15 protein-coding genes are annotated in these 20,216 nt (G+C 36.4%); 14 read left to right on the forward strand and 1 reads right to left on the reverse strand.

Going from position 1 to position 20,216, the window contains the following annotated elements; all coding sequences use genetic code 11:
• Complete coding sequence (locus V8G61_RS03305; RefSeq protein WP_394874006.1) at nucleotides 1-1,017, reverse strand: 2-hydroxyacid dehydrogenase; 1,017 nt, start codon at nucleotides 1,015-1,017, stop codon at nucleotides 1-3.
• Between the two features lie 369 nt (nucleotides 1,018-1,386).
• Between V8G61_RS03305 and nirB the strand changes: the two genes are divergently transcribed.
• From nirB to V8G61_RS03375, 14 genes are all read left to right on the forward strand, one after another.
• Nucleotides 1,387-3,900 carry a nitrite reductase large subunit NirB gene (gene nirB / locus V8G61_RS03310; RefSeq protein WP_394874007.1) on the forward strand — a complete coding sequence of 838 codons (2,514 nt, stop codon included), beginning with the start codon at nucleotides 1,387-1,389 and terminating at the stop codon, nucleotides 3,898-3,900.
• Between the two features lie 18 nt (nucleotides 3,901-3,918).
• Nucleotides 3,919-4,296: a nitrite reductase small subunit NirD gene (gene nirD / locus V8G61_RS03315; protein WP_394874008.1), complete on the forward strand. Its 378-nt coding sequence runs from the start codon at nucleotides 3,919-3,921 to the stop codon at nucleotides 4,294-4,296.
• Nucleotides 4,297-4,305: 9 nt separating this feature from the next.
• Nucleotides 4,306-4,902 carry a DUF4202 domain-containing protein gene (locus V8G61_RS03320; RefSeq protein ID WP_394874009.1) on the forward strand — a complete coding sequence of 199 codons (597 nt, stop codon included), beginning with the start codon at nucleotides 4,306-4,308 and terminating at the stop codon, nucleotides 4,900-4,902.
• Nucleotide 4,903: 1 nt separating this feature from the next.
• Nucleotides 4,904-6,715, forward strand: coding sequence for an ATP-binding protein (locus V8G61_RS03325; RefSeq protein WP_394874010.1), 1,812 nt, complete (start codon nucleotides 4,904-4,906; stop codon nucleotides 6,713-6,715).
• 54 nt (nucleotides 6,716-6,769) lie between these two features.
• On the forward strand, nucleotides 6,770-7,426 hold the full coding sequence (locus V8G61_RS03330; protein ID WP_394874011.1) for a response regulator: 657 nt from the start codon (nucleotides 6,770-6,772) through the stop codon (nucleotides 7,424-7,426).
• 347 nt (nucleotides 7,427-7,773) lie between these two features.
• On the forward strand, nucleotides 7,774-11,298 hold the full coding sequence (locus V8G61_RS03335) for a molybdopterin-dependent oxidoreductase (RefSeq protein ID WP_394874012.1): 3,525 nt from the start codon (nucleotides 7,774-7,776) through the stop codon (nucleotides 11,296-11,298).
• Between the two features lie 43 nt (nucleotides 11,299-11,341).
• The gene (gene cobA / locus V8G61_RS03340) at nucleotides 11,342-12,109 is read left to right on the forward strand and encodes a uroporphyrinogen-III C-methyltransferase (RefSeq protein WP_394874013.1); all 768 of its coding nucleotides are present in this window, start codon (nucleotides 11,342-11,344) and stop codon (nucleotides 12,107-12,109) included.
• 19 nt (nucleotides 12,110-12,128) lie between these two features.
• Nucleotides 12,129-13,568, forward strand: a complete 1,440-nt coding sequence (locus V8G61_RS03345; RefSeq protein WP_394874014.1) for a rubredoxin — start codon at nucleotides 12,129-12,131, stop codon at nucleotides 13,566-13,568.
• Nucleotides 13,569-13,667: 99 nt separating this feature from the next.
• Nucleotides 13,668-14,333 (forward strand): Crp/Fnr family transcriptional regulator, encoded by a 666-nt coding sequence (locus V8G61_RS03350; RefSeq protein ID WP_394874015.1) that lies wholly within the window; start codon nucleotides 13,668-13,670, stop codon nucleotides 14,331-14,333.
• Between the two features lie 239 nt (nucleotides 14,334-14,572).
• The gene (locus V8G61_RS03355; protein ID WP_394874016.1) at nucleotides 14,573-15,952 is read left to right on the forward strand and encodes a CmpA/NrtA family ABC transporter substrate-binding protein; all 1,380 of its coding nucleotides are present in this window, start codon (nucleotides 14,573-14,575) and stop codon (nucleotides 15,950-15,952) included.
• Nucleotides 15,953-15,980: 28 nt separating this feature from the next.
• Nucleotides 15,981-17,087: an ABC transporter permease gene (locus V8G61_RS03360; protein WP_394874017.1), complete on the forward strand. Its 1,107-nt coding sequence runs from the start codon at nucleotides 15,981-15,983 to the stop codon at nucleotides 17,085-17,087.
• A gap of 18 nt (nucleotides 17,088-17,105) precedes the next feature.
• A complete protein-coding gene (locus tag V8G61_RS03365; RefSeq protein WP_394874018.1) occupies nucleotides 17,106-17,942 on the forward strand; it encodes an ABC transporter ATP-binding protein in 837 nt (278 codons plus the stop codon).
• A 91-nt stretch (nucleotides 17,943-18,033) separates the two neighbouring features.
• Nucleotides 18,034-18,792, forward strand: a complete 759-nt coding sequence (locus V8G61_RS03370; RefSeq protein WP_394874481.1) for an ABC transporter ATP-binding protein — start codon at nucleotides 18,034-18,036, stop codon at nucleotides 18,790-18,792.
• A gap of 35 nt (nucleotides 18,793-18,827) precedes the next feature.
• Nucleotides 18,828-20,087, forward strand: coding sequence for an alginate export family protein (locus tag V8G61_RS03375; RefSeq protein ID WP_394874019.1), 1,260 nt, complete (start codon nucleotides 18,828-18,830; stop codon nucleotides 20,085-20,087).
• Nucleotides 20,088-20,216 lie beyond the last annotated feature (129 nt).

A 20,216-nucleotide genomic window follows, 5' to 3' on the forward strand; every position in this document is an offset into this window, starting at 1 on the left:
TCATGCCTTATGAACCTCAGGTAATTTGAAAATTAATTCATTTTTAGGTTTCTTTCCTTTTTCCCAATTATCGAGGTTGTCAATGGTCGCTTTCGCGATCTCATTCAAAGCTTCTTCTGTTAAAAAGGCCTGATGTCCTGTTATGAGGACGTTTGGCATCGCATTTAATTTTAATAGTAAGTCATCGTCCGGAATCGCTTTGGAACAGTCTTTAAAGAAAATATCACGTTCAAATTCATAAACATCCATTGCTAAACCACTAATCTGTTTTTTTGTTAGGGCCTCAATGACATCCTTAGTATTAATAACTGCTCCTCGAGCCGTGTTAACAAGCAGGCAGTTTGGTTTCATAAGGGCTAATACATTTTTATCAATTAAATGATGTGTTTCTGTATTTAGCGGAACGTGAATAGAAATAATATCGGCGCTTTTACATAAGGTTTCCAGTGGCACGTATGTCATGTTATATTGTACTGAAAGACGTTTGTTGGGTTGGGTGTCGTAAGCCAGCAGTTTGCAGCCGAAACCATGCATGATTTTAGTCATCACCGAACCGATTTTACCAGTGCCAATAATCCCACAGGTTTTGTCGTTCAGATCTGTGCCAATTAAATGATTTAAATCAAAATTAAATGTCTTAACGCGATGATTGGCTAAAATAAGTTTACGGTTTAAAGCTAATAAAATGGTGGCGGCATGTTCAGCTACGGCATGAGGTGAATAGGATGGCACATGGGCCACCTGGATATTATTTTTTTTAGCGGAAAATAAATTAACGTTGTCATGACCAACAGAACGCAACGTGATATACTTAACACCAAAGTCCTTCAGCTTTTCAATTACAATATTGGAAGCATTATCCGAGGTAAATAATGATACGGCTCTGAATCCAATAGCTTTCATGGCTGTTTCGGAAGTCAAGGGTTCTTCAATTAATGTGAGATTATGTTTTCCATCATTTGCAGCTTTCAAATAAGGAATTTCAAAAGATTTTGTGCTGTAAACAAGAACTTTCATAAGATTGGCGTATTTGTTTAAAGGTATTTTGCCGAGTGAAATCCGACAATGATATTTATCAGAATTTGTTTGTAGAGAGAATTTTTTAGAATAAAAATGGAAGTTCCCGTAACATAGAAATTAACTTATAGTTGGATGGATTAAAATAATTCAAAAGATTCTACAGCGATATTTTCATTAAATACCCTATCTAGCCCTTATCAAAATTTTATTTTTAATAGTATGATCTTGTTCATTATTGCTAAAAAGATAATATCCCAGTATTGAATTTGCGAAAATGGTAATAATGACACAATCTACGTAAAATACGTATTTTTTTTCTAAAAATATAAGTAATAATACTTAATTTTGAAACCTAAACACGTATGTATGCAAAAAGTTATTGTTATCGGCAATGGTATGGTTGGTTACAAATTTTGTGAAAAATTTGTGGCGCATAAAGAAAGTAAGAATTTCGAAATAACCGTTCTTGGCGAAGAGCCAAGGCCTGCTTATGATCGGGTACACTTGAGTGAATTTTTTGAGAGTCAAGATGCGAAGGCCTTAGAGCTAGCACCAATAGAATGGTATGGCGATAATGGCATTGAGCTAATTGTGGGAGAACGGGTTTCAGAGATTAACAGATCTTCGAAGGAGATTAAAACGGCAAAAGGAAGGAAATTAACGTATGATTATTTGGTGTTGGCTACAGGTTCCTCAGCATTTGTTCCACCCATAAAAGGTGTTGAAAAGGAAGGTGTTTTCGTGTATCGAACTATTGAAGATTTAGAAGGGATGCTGTCTTATGCTGAAAAACTGAAAATAGAAAAGCCGAATGCTAAAGCGGCAGTTCTGGGTGGCGGTCTATTGGGTTTGGAAGCAGGAAAAGCTGTAATGGACATGGGTCTGGAACCACATATTGTTGAGTTTGCTCCTAAATTGATGCCGAGACAGTTGGATTTAAGAAGTAGCCAGGTTTTACAGTTAAAATTAGAGACGATGGGCTTAAACATTCATTTAAGTAAAGCCACAAATCAGATCTTAGGAAATGGGCGTATAACCGCTATGGAATTTGGTGAAGATGATATTTTGGATGTCGATATGCTTATTATTTCAGCTGGAATTCGACCTCGGGATGAATTAGGGAAAATATGCGGTTTGGAAATGGGAACACGTGGTGGCATTGTTGTAAACAATAAAATGCAAACTTCAGATGAATCCATATTTGCTATTGGTGAGGTAGCGCTTTACCAACAAATGATATATGGTTTAGTAGCTCCAGGATATGATATGGCAGGAGTAGCTGTGAATCAAATTCTAGGTAAATCGGACGCCTCTATGGTTGATGAAATAGATATGTCCACCAAGTTAAAACTTATTGGTGTTGAGGTTGCGAGTTTTGGGGAGCCATTCATGCCGGCATCCAAAGGGCACTCCATAATTTTTGAAGATAAAACCAAACATTTATATAAACGGATTAATGTTAGCCATGATGGTAAATCGCTACTCGGCGGTATTTTAGTAGGTGATACATCCGATTATAATATGTTACACCAGGTCTATTTAAATGGCATGGTCATACCTGAAAATCCAGCTGAATTAATACTCCCGGCTACCGAGGGAGGTAAGTCTTTTGGTAGTGTTCTAGATCTGCCGGATACCGCTCAGGTTTGTTCCTGCGAAAGTGTTAGCAAAGGTGCAATTTGTTGCTCCATTACAGAAAATGGTAGTACAAATTTGAATGGGGTAATTGCGGAAACCAAAGCAACCACAGGCTGTGGCGGTTGTAAGCCCATGGTGGTAGATTTGGTAAATGAAACACTTAGATCGCTTGGAAAGGAGGTTAAAGAAACATTATGTGAGCATTTTAGTTTTAATAGGCAGGAACTTTACGATCTGGTAAGAGTAAATCAGGTCGCTGATTTTGAAGAAGCCTTGAATTTATTTGGAGAGGGTCAAGGTTGTGAAATCTGTAAACCGGCCTTAGCTTCTATTTTTGCCACGATCACGATGGAAACGGCTAATAAGCAAGTGACTATTCAGGATACCAACGACAGGTTTTTAGCGAATATTCAACGCAATGGAACGTATTCCGTTGTACCTCGCGTTGCGGGTGGAGAAATAACTCCGGATCAGTTAATAACCATTGGAGCGGTAGCTAAAAAATATGATCTGTATACCAAGATTACAGGAGGTCAGCGAATCGATTTATTTGGTGCCCAAATTCATGAGCTGCCATTAATTTGGAAAGAGCTTGTAGATGCCGGCTTCGAGAGCGGTCACGCTTACGGAAAATCATTACGAACTGTAAAAAGCTGTGTAGGGTCTTCTTGGTGTCGTTATGGTATGCACGAAAGTGTATCCTTTGCTATTGAAATTGAAAACAGGTATAAGGGTTTAAGGTCTCCGCATAAACTTAAAGGAGGCGTTTCGGGATGTATTCGAGAATGTGCGGAAGCTCGCGGTAAGGATTTTGGCTTAATAGCTGTTGAGGGCGGTTGGAACCTTTATATATGTGGTAATGGAGGTGCTACCCCCAAACATGCTATTCTTTTTGCTGAAAAATTAGACGATGAAACGGCTATAAAATATCTGGATCGCTTTTTAATGTATTACATAAGAACGGCAGGTCCTTTGGTGAGAACGGCTCCTTGGTTAGAAAAATTAGAAGGCGGTATTGATTATTTGCGTCAAGTAATTATTGAAGATACTTTAGGAATTGCTGAGGAATTGGAATTGCAAATGAACGATTTGGTTAATAAATATGAATGTGAATGGAAACAGGCTATTGAGAATCCTGAATTTATGAAGCGTTTCAAACATTTTGTAAACTCTGATGATACGGATGATAATCTGGTTTTTGTTCCTATGCGAACCCAAAAAAAGCCAAAAGCCTGGTCATAAACCATTAAATATATAAACATGCAAGATATTTTAAAAAACTATGAAACGGTGTCAGAAGCTACGGTAAAAACCTGGTTTCGGGTGGGTGTTGTTTCAGATTTTCCTCAAAATAGCGGTGCCTGTATAAAATATAAAACGAAGCAAATAGCGGTTTTTAATTTTACAAGAACGAACAAATGGTACGCGACACAAAACTTGTGTCCTCATAAAATGGAAATGGTACTTTCTTTAGGAATGATAGGCGATAAGTTGGGAATTCCAAAAGTGGCTTGCCCAATGCACAAAAAGAATTTCTCTCTTGAAGATGGAACTTGTTTGTCCGGCGACGATTTTAAAATTGCCACATATCCTGTTAAAATTGAAAATGGAAATGTGTATATTGGCTTTACAGACTAATACGTTATTATGAAGCCAACACGATTTGAAACTGCCATTGCATTAATTGATAAGAAAAACGCTGAGGATATCAATACTTATTATGTTTGCGGCATGTCATATCCTAAGGAATTGCTTTATTCGCAACGAATGACCAGAACACTTTTACAATTTAAGCCTAATGCATCTAGAGCAGTTCAAATTGCCGCAAGAGCACAACATATTTGCCGTTGGAAAATTCCACGAGATGAATATCCAATGGATCGTGTTGGGTATTTAAAATGGAGAGAGACGCTTAAAAAAATGCATGCGGAAATAACATCTGATATTTTAAAACAAGTTGGTTACGACGCCCAATACATTACAAGAGTTTCTCATTTAATCAATAAAAAATTGATCAAAAAAAATGAGGAAGCGCAACTTTTAGAGGATGTCATCTGTTTGGTTTTTCTTAATTATTATTTTGAAGAATTTGCAGCAAAGCATGAAGATGAAAAAGTTATTGATATTCTAAAAAAAACATGGGTGAAGATGTCTGAAGAAGGGCATAAAGCAGCTTTGGAACTTAAATTATCAGAGAATAGCTTGACACTTGTTAAGAGTGCTATTTCTGAAATAAAACCGTAGAATGATTAAAAATGGTAGTTCTCTAGATCAACGCACATTTGATAAACTTAGCCGTTTATACATTATAGCATTGAGTACCATTGCGCTTTCCGTAATTATGAGTCAGATCTTAATACGGAATCACCTTAATGATCAGCAAAGTGACTCTACCGTAATTAATGTTGCGGGACGACAACGAATGCTTAGTCAGAAATTGACCAAAGAGATCCTGGCTTTATCTACAGAGCCTAAACTAGAGGATCGAATTCTTTTAAAAAATAAAATTAAAAATACACTTCGCACCTGGGAATTTTCACATTATGCACTTCAAAAAGGAAGTGATAGTTTAGGATTACCTAAGAAGAACAGTGCTGAAATTATAAAGGAGTTTAAAGCCTTAAACCCGGTTTTTGACACTATTCATAAGGCCACTAATTCGATCATTGATAAAATTGAAAATGTCCCTCCACTTCCTGTTAGTAGTTTTAAAGAAGAAATACAAAAAGTGAAGGACAATGAAGAAGAATTTCTAACCCGAATGGATCAAATTGTAAATCAATACGATCGGGAAGCAGATGCTAAAGTAACCTGGTTGCGTCATTTGGAATTTTGGTTAATGGGGCTTACCATATTGATATTAATGGCCGAATTTTTATTTATTTTTTGGCCCACGGCTAAAAATGTTCGATCTATCTTATCAGAATTGATAAATGCGGAAAAAAGAGCTAAAAAAATGGCTTTTGATGCTGATGAATTGAGTGCGATAAAGGAGAAATCAATTAAAGAATTAAGCGCTTTGAGTCATGCAATGGACGAAACCCTGCTTTTTGCAAGAATAGGTCTTGATGGTACCGTAATTCATATGGGGCATAAATTTTCGAAACGGTTTAAAGTATCAAATCTTAATGCTGCTGCGACCTTATCGGAAGTCCTTAGTACGGATCCTAATGAAAAAGCAGATATCGAAAATATATTGACCAAGTATAAAAAAACAGGCTGGCAAGGAGAAGTAAAAGTAACAACCAGAGATAATGAAAATGTTTGGTTAGAAATGTCGGTTATTCCTTTTAACCTTTCTGATGAGAGACGCGAATTACTCATTATAGCCTCTGAAATTACAGAACGTAAGGAAGCGCAGCTGGAAATCGAACGATTGACGAAAAAGAATTTTGAGGAACGGATGAGTCAACAAAAAATCATTTCTAGTAAGATTATTGAAAATCAGGAGAAAGAACAAAGTCGTATTGCTAAGGATGTTCATGATGGGATAGGTCAAATGTTAACGGGTTTAAAGTTTAATTTGGAAAGCATTGATCTGAAAGATTTGGATAAAACTGCTGCTAAAATTGAATACCTAAAAGAGCTTTCTGCTAACATTATAAAAGGTGTTCGCACAGCAACTTTTAACCTCACGCCACCGGAATTATCAGATCATGGGATTGTGCCTGCCATTACGAAACTTACCGAAGAGCTGGCTAAACTTACAGGGAAGAATATTATTCTTTTCAACAAAACTGATTTTAATGAGCGCCTGGATTCACTGGCAGAAATTAATATTTACAGGATTATTCAGGAGGCCATTAATAATGCTATTAAATATGCTGACTCTACTCATATTGTGGTCTCATTATCCCATAGTGAGAATTTATTAAGTATTGTGGTAGACGATAATGGAAAAGGCTTTAACCCTGATAAAATTAAAAATATTAGAAATAGCGAAGGGGGTATGGGTATGACCTTTATGCAAGAACGTATTAAGTATATTGAGGGGAGGTTATTTTTAAATTCGGTAGAAGGTAAGGGAACACGAATAACCCTTAATGTTCCAATTTAAAAATTACGTAATAGTACTTAAAATGCTTACTTTTGTATTTATTTAGCGACAAATATGGGTGCAATAAAAGTTGTTTTAGCAGATGATCACGTTTTAGTCAGAGATGGTATAAAATCATTATTAGAAGACCAAACGGATATCGTGGTTATTGACGAGGCTTCAAATGGTAAAGAAGCTTTAGAGGTCATTAAAATCAATCAACCGGATGTTTTGATTGTTGATATCAGAATGCCGGAAATGAATGGCATTGAAGTGGTTCGCGAAATTTCAAAATCTAATAAGGATATTCGAACGCTCGTCCTTTCCATGCATGATTCTGAAGAATATGTTGTTCAGGCGATTCAGGCCGGAGCTGATGGCTATTTACTAAAGGGAACGAGTAAGGAAGAATTTTTGAAAGCGGTTTCGGTAGTGGCTTCTGGTAAGAAGTATTTTACCGGCGATATTTCAGCGATAATAATGAACAATTTTGTGAATGGTAACGCTAAACCTGCTCCATCAGAACCCTCTCAGAATCCTTTCAAATTAACCAAGCGGGAAAAACAAATCTTAAAATTAGCCTTGCAGTTAAAAAATAATAAAGATATTGCTGAGGAACTTGAAATTAGTAAGCGAACCGTAGAGGTGCATCGCTTTAATTTGATGAAAAAGTTAGAAGTAAAAAACCTCATGGAGCTGAGTCATAAAGCCAAAGAATATAATTTAGCTTAAATCTACAAAAACTCATTTTCTTTCTTTTTCTTTTAAAATTGAATACCCGCTAAGAACATTAGGTATTTACGTCCTCATATTTATGTATTCTCAAAAAAGAGTGCCAAAAATTAATAGTCCCATATAAATTCTAAAATACTTAATTTTTATACACAAAAATAAGTAATAATACTTAATTTTGATTAAATTATTTACTTGTGTAATGGGTTGCGAATTTCAAATTTTATACTTCTTAAACTGTGAATTTCAATATTTTGATATTCAATTTTTAAGGTATTCGGAATAATGAAATCACCATTTGTTATATAGGTATGTATTATTTTATTTAGTGTTTATAAGCGTATTTTATGGTTAATAACGAGATAAAAACAACATGTTCTTATTGTGGCGTTGGATGTGGTATTATTGTAAAGAAAGACCAAAACAAAAGGATCATTGTTGAAGGGGATAAAGATCATCCGGTTAACAAAGGCATACTGTGTTCTAAAGGCATGAATTTGCATTATGTTGCGAATGATATTTCGGATCGGATCCTTTATCCTGAAATGCGTTGGAGCCGTTCACATCCTAGAGAGCGTGTAACTTGGGATGATGCTCTAGATAGAGCAGCTCAAGTTTTTAAAACGATCATTAGAAAGTACGGCCCTGATAGTGTGGGCTTTTATGTTTCAGGTCAAAGTTTAACAGAGGAATATTACATTGCTAATAAACTAACTAAAGGGTTTTTAGGTACAAATAATATTGATACCAACTCTCGCTTATGCATGAGTTCTGCAGTAGTGGGATATAAAAAAACTTTTGGTGAAGACAGTGTGCCTATTTCTTATGATGATATAGAATTGGCGGATTGTTTTTTAATTACCGGAGCCAACCCGGCTTGGTGTCATCCAATTTTATTCAGACGGATAGAAAAACGTAAGGAAGATCATCCTGAAGTAAAAATTATAGTAGTGGACCCCAGAAAAACGGATACGGCTAAATTTGCCGATTTGCATTTGCAATTATTACCGGGTACCGATGTTGTTTTATACAATGCAATCGGCCGTTGTTTATATAAACGAGGCTTGATTGATGCTGAATTTATTAATAATCATACTGAAGGGTTTCAGGATTATAAAAATCTTATTTTAAAAACGTCCTTAAAAAAAGCATCCCAAATATGCGGAGTTTCTGAAAAGGATATACAAAAAGCGGCAGATCTTATTGGTCTTTCTAAGGGCTTCATTAGTATGTGGGCCATGGGTTTGAATCAAAGTGTCGTTGGAACTGATAAAAATATTTCACTATTAAATTTATCGCTTATTACCGGAAAGGTTGGTAAGCCGGGATCTGGTCCTTTTTCATTAACTGGTCAACCCAATGCCATGGGCGGTCGTGAAGTGGGAGGAATGGCAAATTTACTTGCCGTCCATAAAGACTTGTCGAATGAAGAACATCGTAGAGAGGTGGCTCAATTTTGGGGTGTAGATAAAATAAATCCCAAACCTGGATTAACAGCTACTGAAATGTTTGATGCTCTTGAAAGCGGAAAGCTAAAAGCTGTGTGGATTGCCTGTACAAATCCGTTGGTAAGCTTGCCTAACTTGAATCGTATAGAGAAGGCTATGAAGAATGCCAAATTTGTTGTGGTTCAGGAAATTTCACATAAATCTGATACGGTTGATTTTGCTGATGTCGTTTTACCCGCTGCCGCATGGTTGGAGAAAGAGGGTACGATGACGAACTCTGACCGTCGAATTTCATATTTACCTAAAGAATTAGATCCTCCTGGAGAAGCACGACCAGATGTGGAGATATTCTGTGATTTTGCACGCCGTATGGGTTTTAGGGGATTTCATTATAACAATTCCAGTGAAATCTATGACGAGTATGCATCCATGACCAAAGGCACTAATATGGATGTTTCCTTTTTAAATTACGACCGTTTAAAAACCGAAGGAACGTTTCAGTGGCCTGTGCCGGAATATAGACATCAGGGTACCTCGAGGCTCTTTTTAGATAAAAAGTTTTATACACCTTCCCAAAAAGCGCAATTCAATCTGCCTGAAAGCGTTTATGATGCTTCGGTGGAACCAAACAATAACTTCCCCTTGATCTTAACTACAGGTCGTGTTCGCGATCAGTGGCACACCATGACCAAAACAGGAAAAGTGTCACGCTTAAAAACCCACTATCCAAAACCTGTTTTGGAAATTAATCCTGTAGATGCTTATTTATATAAAATAAAAGATGGGGATATTACTGAAATTAAAAATGAAAATGGTGTAGTGCGCGTTAGAGCAAAGGTTACAGATACTATAAAAAAAGGTGTTGTGTTTTTACCTATGCATTGGGGGAAACAATTGCAAAGTAATCTTAACAGAGCCAATAATTTAACGAATACACGAGTCGATCCTGTTTCTAAAGAACCCGATTTTAAATTTACAAGGGTTTCGGTCTCCAGATATAAAAAATCCTTTGAAAAGATCATTATTGTTGGTGCCGGTGCTGCTGCTTTTAGATTTGTTCAAAATTACAGGGATCTAAATGAACTGGATGAAATTCATGTGTTTTCTAAAGAACCAAATCTTTTTTATAACAGGGTATTACTGCCTGAATATGTTACCGAAGAATTGTCTTGGGAACAACTTCTAAAAATAAAAAAACAGGAATTGAATAAACTAAATATTCACCTGCATCCGGAGACCTATATTTCTAAAGTTGACAAAAAGAATAAAACTGTTACAGATAATAATAAAGAATCCCATAGCTATGACAAATTAATTTTAGCGACGGGAAGTAGAGCGTTTTTGCCTAGTGATGTCCAGATAGATTTACCGGGCAGATTTACCATGCGGAACAAGCTTGATGCCGACCGTTTTAAATTGTATTTAGACAATACCGGATTACCGCCTGAAGATCAGCATGTGGTTATTGTAGGCGGGGGTTTACTTGGTTTAGAGCTTGCAGCAGCAATGAAGCAAAAGAATGTTAAGATTACCATTATTCAACGTGCCTCTAGGTTAATGGAACGTCAATTAGATGGGGTTTCCAGTAAGCTATTAGCCCTGGATGTACAGGAACGTGGCATTCAGATTTATTTTGATAACGAGGTAAGCACTGTTTTTAATGATGAAGAGACTAACGAACTAAATTTAACACTTAAAAGTGGAAAGTTGCTTACCGCTAATGCTATAGTTTATGCTATTGGTACGATACCAAATGTTGAAATTGCCAGAGCTAATGGCATTGATTGCAGTCGGGGCGTTAAGGTGAACCAGCATTTGCAAACCTCAGACCCTAATATTTTTGCCATTGGAGAGATTGCAGAATTCGATAACAGGTTATTTGGTATTACCTCTGCGGCAGAAGAGCAGGCCGCTATATTGGCCAATTTTATTGCTGGTGATATTAGTGATTCTTATAAGGGATCTGTGTTAATGAATATTTTAAAATTTAACGATCTGAACCTTTGTAGTATAGGGGATATTACTGTTCCTGAAAATGATAATAGCTATGAGGAGATCATATTTTTGGATATTAAAAAGCGGTATTACAAAAAATGTATCGTGAAAGATGACCTGCTTATTGGGGCTATTCTCATGGGTGATAAAAAGGAATTTGCAGAGTTTAAGACCATGATCGAGAGTAAAATAGAAATGTCTGATAAACGAAATACTTTGCTTCGGGGCACTTCAAATGATGTTCCTGTTTTGGGTGAGTTGGTGTGCTCGTGCAGTCAGGTTGGTGTAGGGAATATAGAAGAAGTTATACGAGAAGGTTGTACCGATTTTACAGAGTTATGTAATAAAACAGGAGCTGGTTTGGGTTGTGGTAGTTGTAAGTCTGAAGTGAGAGAGCTTCTTACCCATGCAAAGGTTGGGGTATCCTAAGGGAGAAGAGTTATAAAGAATAAAATTTTTAAAAAATTACGATATGAGTTTTAATATCCCAAAATTAACGGTGGTAGGTGCAGGTCCGGGTGATATTGATTTGATAACTATAAAAGCCATAAAAGCTATTAAATCGGCAAATGTAATATTGTACGATGCCTTAATTAATGAAGCCTTACTAGACTATGCTTTGCCGGGTACGGAATGTATTTTTGTTGGTAAGCGCAGAGGGTGTTATGCTTTTCAGCAGGAACAAATAAATGAGCTCATTGTGGCTAAAGCCAATGAAAAAGGACATGTTGTTCGACTAAAAGGTGGTGATCCATTTATTTTTGGACGCGGAGCAGAGGAAATAGATTATGTTAAGCCATTCGGATTGGAAACCTTTCTAGTGCCTGGAATATCTTCAGCTTTGGCAGTCCCTGCTTATCAAGGAATACCATTAACCAAACGCGGTGTTTCGGAGAGTTTTTGGGTGGTTACAGCAACAACAAAAGAACATCAATTTTCACAGGATGTATATTTGGCTGCAAAGTCTACCGCTACGGTGGTCATATTGATGGGAATGCACAAATTAAATACTATTGTAAAGGTATTTACTAATGAAGGAAAACAGGATAAAGCGGTGGCTATTATTCAAAATGGAACAAGGGATGATGAAAATATAGGCTTGGGATACATTCATAATATTGAAAGTGTCGTAGCAGAAAAGCGATTGTCCTCTCCTGCGATAATTGTAATTGGCGATGTTGTAAACCATCCTTCTAAATTAACCTTGATTAATAATGAAGTTATGAATGCTCAAGGCTAATGAGTCAGAATCAAACCTTATGAAAAAAGAGCCTTATAGATTAATGATAAATGGCGGCGTGCTTTCACCTGCAGAGTTGAAATATATTTGTGTAGCGGCTGAATATTTAGGTTTAAATGCGATATCATTTGGATCCCGACAGGACATTATTTTTCCCGAAGATATTGATGAAAATAAACTTAATCGATTTGAAAAAATCCAGTTTGTAAGACCAAAGCAGGATGGTGTGGAAAACATAGCATCTTCTTATGTCTCTGCAGAGATTTTACCTAGTATGCCTTGGCTTACGAGCGACCGTTATTTATACGTCTTGGAACAGTTTAAGCATAAGCCGAAATTGCGAATTAATGTGACTGATCCTAAGCAACGTTTAGTGCCATTATTTACGGGTAATGTGAATTTTATTGCATCACCTCATGAAGATTATTGGTATTTGTATTTAAGACTTCCGGGTTGGTCTAAAACACAAATGTATCCTGCTTTAATTTATAGTTGGGACATGGGTAAAATTGAACTTGTTATTGAGAATATCTTAATTGAAGAACCGGAAACCATTGAAACGGTATTCGATCTGGTGAGCGATGCTGCTGATACGAATAATAGAACTGTCGACAAACCTCTTGATATTCCCTTTTATCCTTTTCCGTACTACGAGGGGATGAATAGAACAGGAACAGATCGTTATTGGTTAGGGTTGTATTGGAGAAATAATCGCTACGATACAACATTTTTAAAAGCCTTGTGCGATCTGTGTTCTGAAAATAAAATTGGTAAAATATCCATAACGCCTTGGAAATCCTTCATTGTTAAAAGTATTCCGGTTGAATCGAAATTAAAATGGGAAAAGTTGTTGGGGAAATTTGGTATCAATGTGCGCCATTCGATGTTGGAAATGAATTGGCATTTGCCGGTAAATGATGATGAGGCTCTAAGTTTAAAAAAATATTTGGTAACAAATTTTGATCAAAATGATATTAGTACTTATGGTTTAACCTTCGGAATTAAAAACTATGATAGTGATACTTATAATTTCACATCCATAGTAATTGAAAAAAACAAACCCATTGAAAGTCAGAAAAATGTAAAGGTCAGAGATACATATAATCTATTATATGCAAAAAATTTTGATCCAAACACGCTTGAATACATTGTTCATGTTCAGGATGTAGATAAAGTCGAATTACCTGGATTGCTTATGGAATTAAGTAAACTTTACTTTGAACAATTAGGAACAGAAAAAGAAGATGATCTTTTGGATGAAGGGCCTGTTGAAACACTAGAACAAGAAGTTTATCAATGTGCTGATTGTTTGACTATATACGATAAAACTTATGGGGATCTGACACAAAACATAAAGCCGAATACCCCATTTGAAAATCTGCCGGAAAATTATAATTGTTCGTTATGTGAAGCGCCAAAAAGTAAATTTGAAAAAAAAGTACTTGTAAAAAAGCTTTAAATCTAAGCTGATTTTTGATCGAAAACAGCCAGTTAAAATATGGTTAAAAATAAACACATACTCTCCGCTAAATGTAGAAACTGCACTAATTCTAAATGCTTGATCAAAGGTCATTTGGAAGATTTAGAGTTTTCTGATGCGGTAGAACAAAAAACGACCTTGAGGTGTAAAAAAGGACAGCAATTTATAATGGAAGGTGCTCCTGTGAATGGTTTGTTTTTTGTTTTTAGAGGAAAGGTAAAAGTGTTTAGAACCGGAATAAATGGCCGAGAGCAAATTGTAAGGTTCGCCAAAGACGGTGAGATTATTGGTCATCGCGGTTTTGGAACAGAAGAGTCGTATTCAATAGGAGCGATTGCCTTAGAGGATACAGTTTTGTGTTACTTCTCAAAAGACATATTAAAAAAAACACTTTTGGACCATCCGAAATTCACTTACGACCTGATGTTGTTTTATGCAAACGAGCTGAATAGAAGTGAGTCTAAAGTAAAATCTATTTCACAAATGACCGTTCGAGAACGTGTTATTGATTCACTTCTTTACATTCATAGAAAGTTTGGTGAATTAAGAGGGTTTTTAGATTTACCCCTAAGCAGAAAAGAATATGCCGATTATACCGGAACCAGTGAAGAACAGGTAATACGTATTTTTTCAGCTTTAAAAAAAGAAAATTTGATTTCTGTAAAAGGTAAAAAAATAGCTATTACAGATGTGGAACTTCTTAAAAATGAAATTAACAATCATAACTTCTTTCTAGATAGTTAATCATTTTTATTTCTACGTACGTAAACTACGTAATTATCATTCAATTTTAAGTATTTTTAAAATAAGTTAAAAACTTATAAAACAGGTAATTAAATTAAAAACATGTTTTATATCAGGTTTTTATATGGTGTAAAAAGATGTTTTTAACTGTAAGTTTTCATGATTTAGTTTAATAACTACGTATATATTTGCTTTAAAATAAGTAATAATACTTATAAATAATTTTAAAACGAATACATATGAAAACGCAACTTACAAAAATCACAGTATTTCTTTTTTCTGCTGTGGTACTTTTTTCCTGCGGAAATGGTAAAAAAAAGGAAACTAAGGAGATTGCCGAAGTTTCAAAGATTTCAATGGAAATAGAAAAACCACAATTAACTTTTGGTTTTATAAAACTTACAGATATGGCGCCATTGGCCATAGCTAAAGAAAAAGGATTTTTTGAGGACGAAGGCTTATTTGTTTCTGTTGAAGCACAATCTAATTGGAAAAATGTTTTAGATCGTGTTATTGATGGTCAATTAGATGGATCTCATATGCTGGCAGGGCAGCCAATTGCTGCGGGTGCCGGATTTGGTCGTCAGGCAGAATTGGTAACCCCTTTTTCAATGGACCTAAATGGAAATGCTATTACAGTGTCCAACGACGTTTGGTCTAAAATGAAACCTAATATTCCTATTAATGAAGATGGATCTCCGGTTCATCCTATTTCGGCTGATGCCTTAAAACCTGTTATTAGTGAGTATAATAAAATGGGAAAACCTTTTAAAATGGGAATGGTTTTTCCGGTTTCAACACATAATTATGAAATACGCTACTGGTTGGCGGCTTCCGGAATAAATCCTGGTATGTATACGGCCGAAAATGTTCAGGGTCAAATTGATGCTGAGGTATTATTGTCCGTAACACCACCGCCTCAAATGCCAGCTACGCTTGAATCTGGAACTATTTACGGATACTGTGTTGGTGAGCCTTGGAATCAACAAGCTGTTTTTAAAGGTATCGGGGTTCCTGTAGTTACTAATTATGATATCTGGAAAAATAATCCGGAAAAAGTGTTTGTAATGACCAAGAAATTTGTTGAAGACTATCCGAATACAGCTGTTGCTGTGACTAAAGCCTTGATCCGGGCAGGTAAATGGTTAGATAATCCTTCAAATAGACCTGAAGCGGTAAAAATATTATCAATGCCTCAATATGTTGGTGCTGATGAGGTGGTTTTGGCAAATTCTATGACAGGAACCTTTGAGTTCGAAAAAGGAGATAAAAGAGAATTACCTGATTTTAATGTGTTCTATAAGTATAATGCAACCTATCCGTTTTATTCTGATGGTATTTGGTTCCTAACACAAATGAGACGTTGGGGTCAAATTCCTGAGGCCAAACCAAAAGCATGGTACGAAAATACTATTAAAGAGATTTACCGTCCTGATATATGGAAAAAAGCAGCTTCACAGCTCGTTGAAGAAGGCCACATTCCACCAGCCGATATTCCTTATACTGATGGTTATAAACCAGCTACTACCGACTTTATTGATGGTAAGAAATACGATGCTAAAGATCCTATAGGATACCTTGATAGTTTCGCTATTGGTAATAAAGATCAAAATTTATAAACCAATTAAATAATAAAAATCTAAGGAAATGAGAGAGAGTATAACAGTACAGCGCGTTACCAAGTTTGTAGGTTTAGGTTTTTTAGTAACCCTGAAGGATTTATTTACAGGCAAACTTGATAAAGATGATTTTAAAGTTATTTTCCGTAAAGTATTAGTGCCTTTGGCCTCCATTATTTTATTTATCGGACTGTGGCATTTGGGAGCAAAAATGCTTTACAATGTAGAAGCGAATCATAAAATTGAAAAGGCTTTGAGAGAGCAAGGTCAAGGAGCAGCAGATCAAACAGCTGCTTGTATAGCCTCGGGCGATATAGCTTGCCAACCAAACACATTACCTTCTCCTGCGCAAGTTTGGGATTCCTTTAAATCTTTATTGAATGATCACTTTTTAATTAGCGCCGATAAAACTGCGTTTGCCGAAAAAACAGCTGCTTTGAATGAAAAAAGAATTGCAGCTGGGAAAGCCCCTATTACGTATACAGGAAGACCTTCATTTGTTGACCAAATAATCAGAAGTTTACAAACTGTTTTTGCAGGCTTTTTACTTGCCTTGTTCATAGCGGTGCCTATGGGTATCTTTATTGGTCTGAGCCCTTTACTTAAAAGTGCATTTAATTGGTTCATTCAAATATTTAAACCTGTGTCGCCCGTAGTATGGTACTTGTTGGTATTCATGATCGTAAAAACAGTGCTTATTGACTCAAGTGAAGATAGTTCCTTTACCATCTCCTTTATAAGCGTTGGATTATGTGCTATGTGGGCTACTCTGGTAAACACTGCGATGGGAGTCTCTTCGGTAGATAAAGATTATATCAATGTAGCAAAGGTTTTAAAGCTTGGTCCTTTTCAAAAAATATTCAAAGTGGTCTTGCCTTCGTCCTTACCATTGATTTTTACTGGATTAAAAATCACCTTGTCCGTTGCCTGGATGGTGTTGATTGCTATTGAATTATTGGCTCAAAGTCCGGGTCTGGGATCATTCGTTTGGGAGGAATTCCAAAATGGAGCCAACGACTCTAATGCAAAAATAATAGTAGCCATGTTTGTGATCGGTATCATTGGATTTCTGTTAGATCGCTTGATGCTTGCAGTTCAGAATGCGGTTTCTTTTAATAAATCTGAAGCAATTTAACACTAAAAACCTTTAGCTATGGCGTACTTGGAATTAAAAAATGTTTACAAAACTTACGGGCAGGGAGAATTTGCAACAGAGGTTTTATCCAACATTAATCTATCTATTGAAGAAGGTGAATTTGTTGCGATTGTTGGATTCACCGGTAGCGGAAAAACAACGTTGATAAATCTGATCAATGGTTTGTTAACGCCAACGAAAGGCGAGGTTCTGTTTAAAGGGAAACCTGTTTTGGGAACCAGTCATGAACGTGGGGTGATTTTTCAAAACTACTCGTTACTTCCTTGGTTAACCGTCGGTCAGAATGTTTTCATGGCCGTTAAAGAAGCCTTTCCAAAAGAAAAGAGATCCGTTTTACAAGAAATGGTTAAAGAATATGTCGATATGGTTAATCTAACACCGGCTATACATAAGCGCCCTAAAGAATTGTCTGGAGGAATGCGCCAAAGGGTAGCGGTAGCCAGAGCCTTATCCATGAAACCGGAAATGATATTAATGGATGAACCTTTGGGGGCTCTCGATGCATTAACACGTGGGAATCTTCAGGATGAAATTTTAAATATCTGGGGAAAGGAAAAGCGTACAGCACTCCTTATAACTAATGATGTTGACGAGGGAATTTATATGGCAGACCGCATTATTCCACTTCGTCCGGGACCAAGGGCAACTCTAGGGCCCGAATTTAAAATTGATATTGATCGTCCACGTGATAAAACAGAATTAAACGACAATATTAATTTTAAAAAGACCAGAAATGCGATTATTGAATATTTAATGGACATTGGTGATGAGCGTAAAACTGAAGGTCACGACATTTATGAATTGCCTGATGTTGCACCAAAAAGTTTTGTTTAAAATTTAAAAAATCAGATCTATGAGTACGGAAACATTAGCAGTTAAAAAACAAGACAGTATAAAAACAACAGAAGAAAATCCGTCAAATGTGATGTTGGATTTGGTGAACTTAAAGAAAGTGTATCCAACACCTAAAGGGGATTACACTGTTTTGGAGAACTTGAATCTTCAGATCAAAAAGGAGGAGTTTGTTACTATTATTGGGCATTCAGGTTGCGGTAAAACCACCATGCTTTCCATGATTGCCGGACTCAACGAAATTACCGGAGGAAGTATTGCGGTTTTAGGTAAACCCATAAAAGGTCCTGGACCAGATCGTGGTGTTATATTTCAATCACCAAGTTTAATGCCTTGGATGACAGCATTACAAAATGTATTACTGGGAGTGAATCAGGTATTTCCTCACGCCTCAAAAAAAGAGAGACATAACATTGCGAAATATTATTTGCAAAAAGTGGGGCTTGAAGATGCCTTTCATAAGAAAGCTTCAGAATTATCACAGGGTATGCAACAACGAGTTGGTATTGCCCGTGCCTTTGCGATAAAACCACAGGTATTACTTCTAGATGAACCTTTCGGTATGCTCGATTCCTTAACGCGGGGAGAACTTCAGGATATCCTGATAGAAATCTGGAATAAGGAAAAAATTACTGCGGTTATGATAACACACGACGTAGATGAAGCCATCTTTTTGGCTGATCGTGTTGTGATGATGACCAGCGGTCCGAAAGCCAAAATTGGCGATATATTAAATATTGATTTTAAACGTCCCCGAACACGTAAAGCTGTTTTGGAACATAACGATTACTACACGTACAGAAAGCATCTGATAGACTTTCTGGAACACTAAAATAAACCAAATACAAATACTTAAAAACAAGAAAAATGAAGAAACAATATGTTTTAATAGGATTGCTTGCCCTAATGGGAAAGGTGGCAAGCGCACAATTGACTATAGATAGTGAGTTCAGACCTCGTGCTGAGTATCGAAATGGATTCGGAAATCTCATCGCAGAAGATGCTGATGCCGGTTTTGGAATTTCAACCAGAGCAAGATTAAATGCTGGTTTTAAAACTGAAACTTATAACTTTTATTTGAGCTTACAGGATGTCCTGGTTTGGGGCGAGAACAGACAAATATTGCCTTATGATCAAAACAACTCTTTTGCTGTATTTCAGGCCTGGGCTGAGGTACAACTTGGTACAGGTTGGTCTACAAAATTAGGGCGTCAGGTAATTTCTTATGATGATCAACGTATCTTCGGCGGCCTGGATTGGGCACAGCAAGGACGAAACCATGATGCGGCCTTAATAAAGTATTCCAAAGATAAATTTATGCTCGACATAGGATTGGCATTCAATCAGGATTATTCAAATCCTACAGGTTTTCAATCAGCAGGAACAACTTATAACACAACAGGTTTCTTTTCGTATAAAACGATGCAATATGCTTATTTGAAACAAGCCTGGGAAAACTTCACAGGAAGCTTATTATTGTTGAATAATGGCTTTCAAGAAACTGATGGGGTAAGCAACCTTCAAACATTAGGAACACATTTAACATATAAAAATGGAAGTTTTGGTCTGTCCGGTAATGCCTTCCTTCAAACTGGTCAGAGACAAGGGGAAGTGGATGTTAAAGGCGCCTATTTATTAGGTCTGGATCTGAGTTATAAAGTGTCATCAAAAGTCGATTTAGGTGCTGGTCTTGAGATTATAAGCGGTAATGATGCAGGGGCTGGAGAAACCGGTGCATTCTTCCCGCTTTATGGAACCAACCATAAGTTTAATGGATTAATGGATTATTTTTATGTGGGGAACCATGCAAATTCAGTGGGCTTATTTGATGTTCACGTAAGTGCTAATTTCAAATTGAATGAGACCTCAAGTCTTATGGTAAAGGCATTGAATTTTAGTGGGGAACAAGACCTTCCAAGCGGAGAAAAATCTTTAGGAACTGAAATTGATTTGGTCTTCAAAAAACAATTTAAAGGCTATGCCTTAGTTGCTGGTTACTCGCATTTATTCCCATCCGATGGTATGTATGAATTGAAAGGGATTACGGAGGACGCTGCTTCAGGAACTCAAAATTGGGCATGGACCATGCTTGTTATAAAACCAAAATTTTTAAACGGAACTAATTAGATTTTTTAATTTTTGTTAGTTATCAATAATAGGACTGATTAGTTCATAGCCATCATATTTAATAAGTGTTATATTAGTCTATGATGAAAAAACCTTGCAAATCTTTTTTTGCAGGGTTTTTTGATTTTA

It is taken from the genome of Gaetbulibacter sp. M240 (assembly GCF_043876815.1).
GTDB lineage: Bacteria > Bacteroidota > Bacteroidia > Flavobacteriales > Flavobacteriaceae > Gaetbulibacter_A.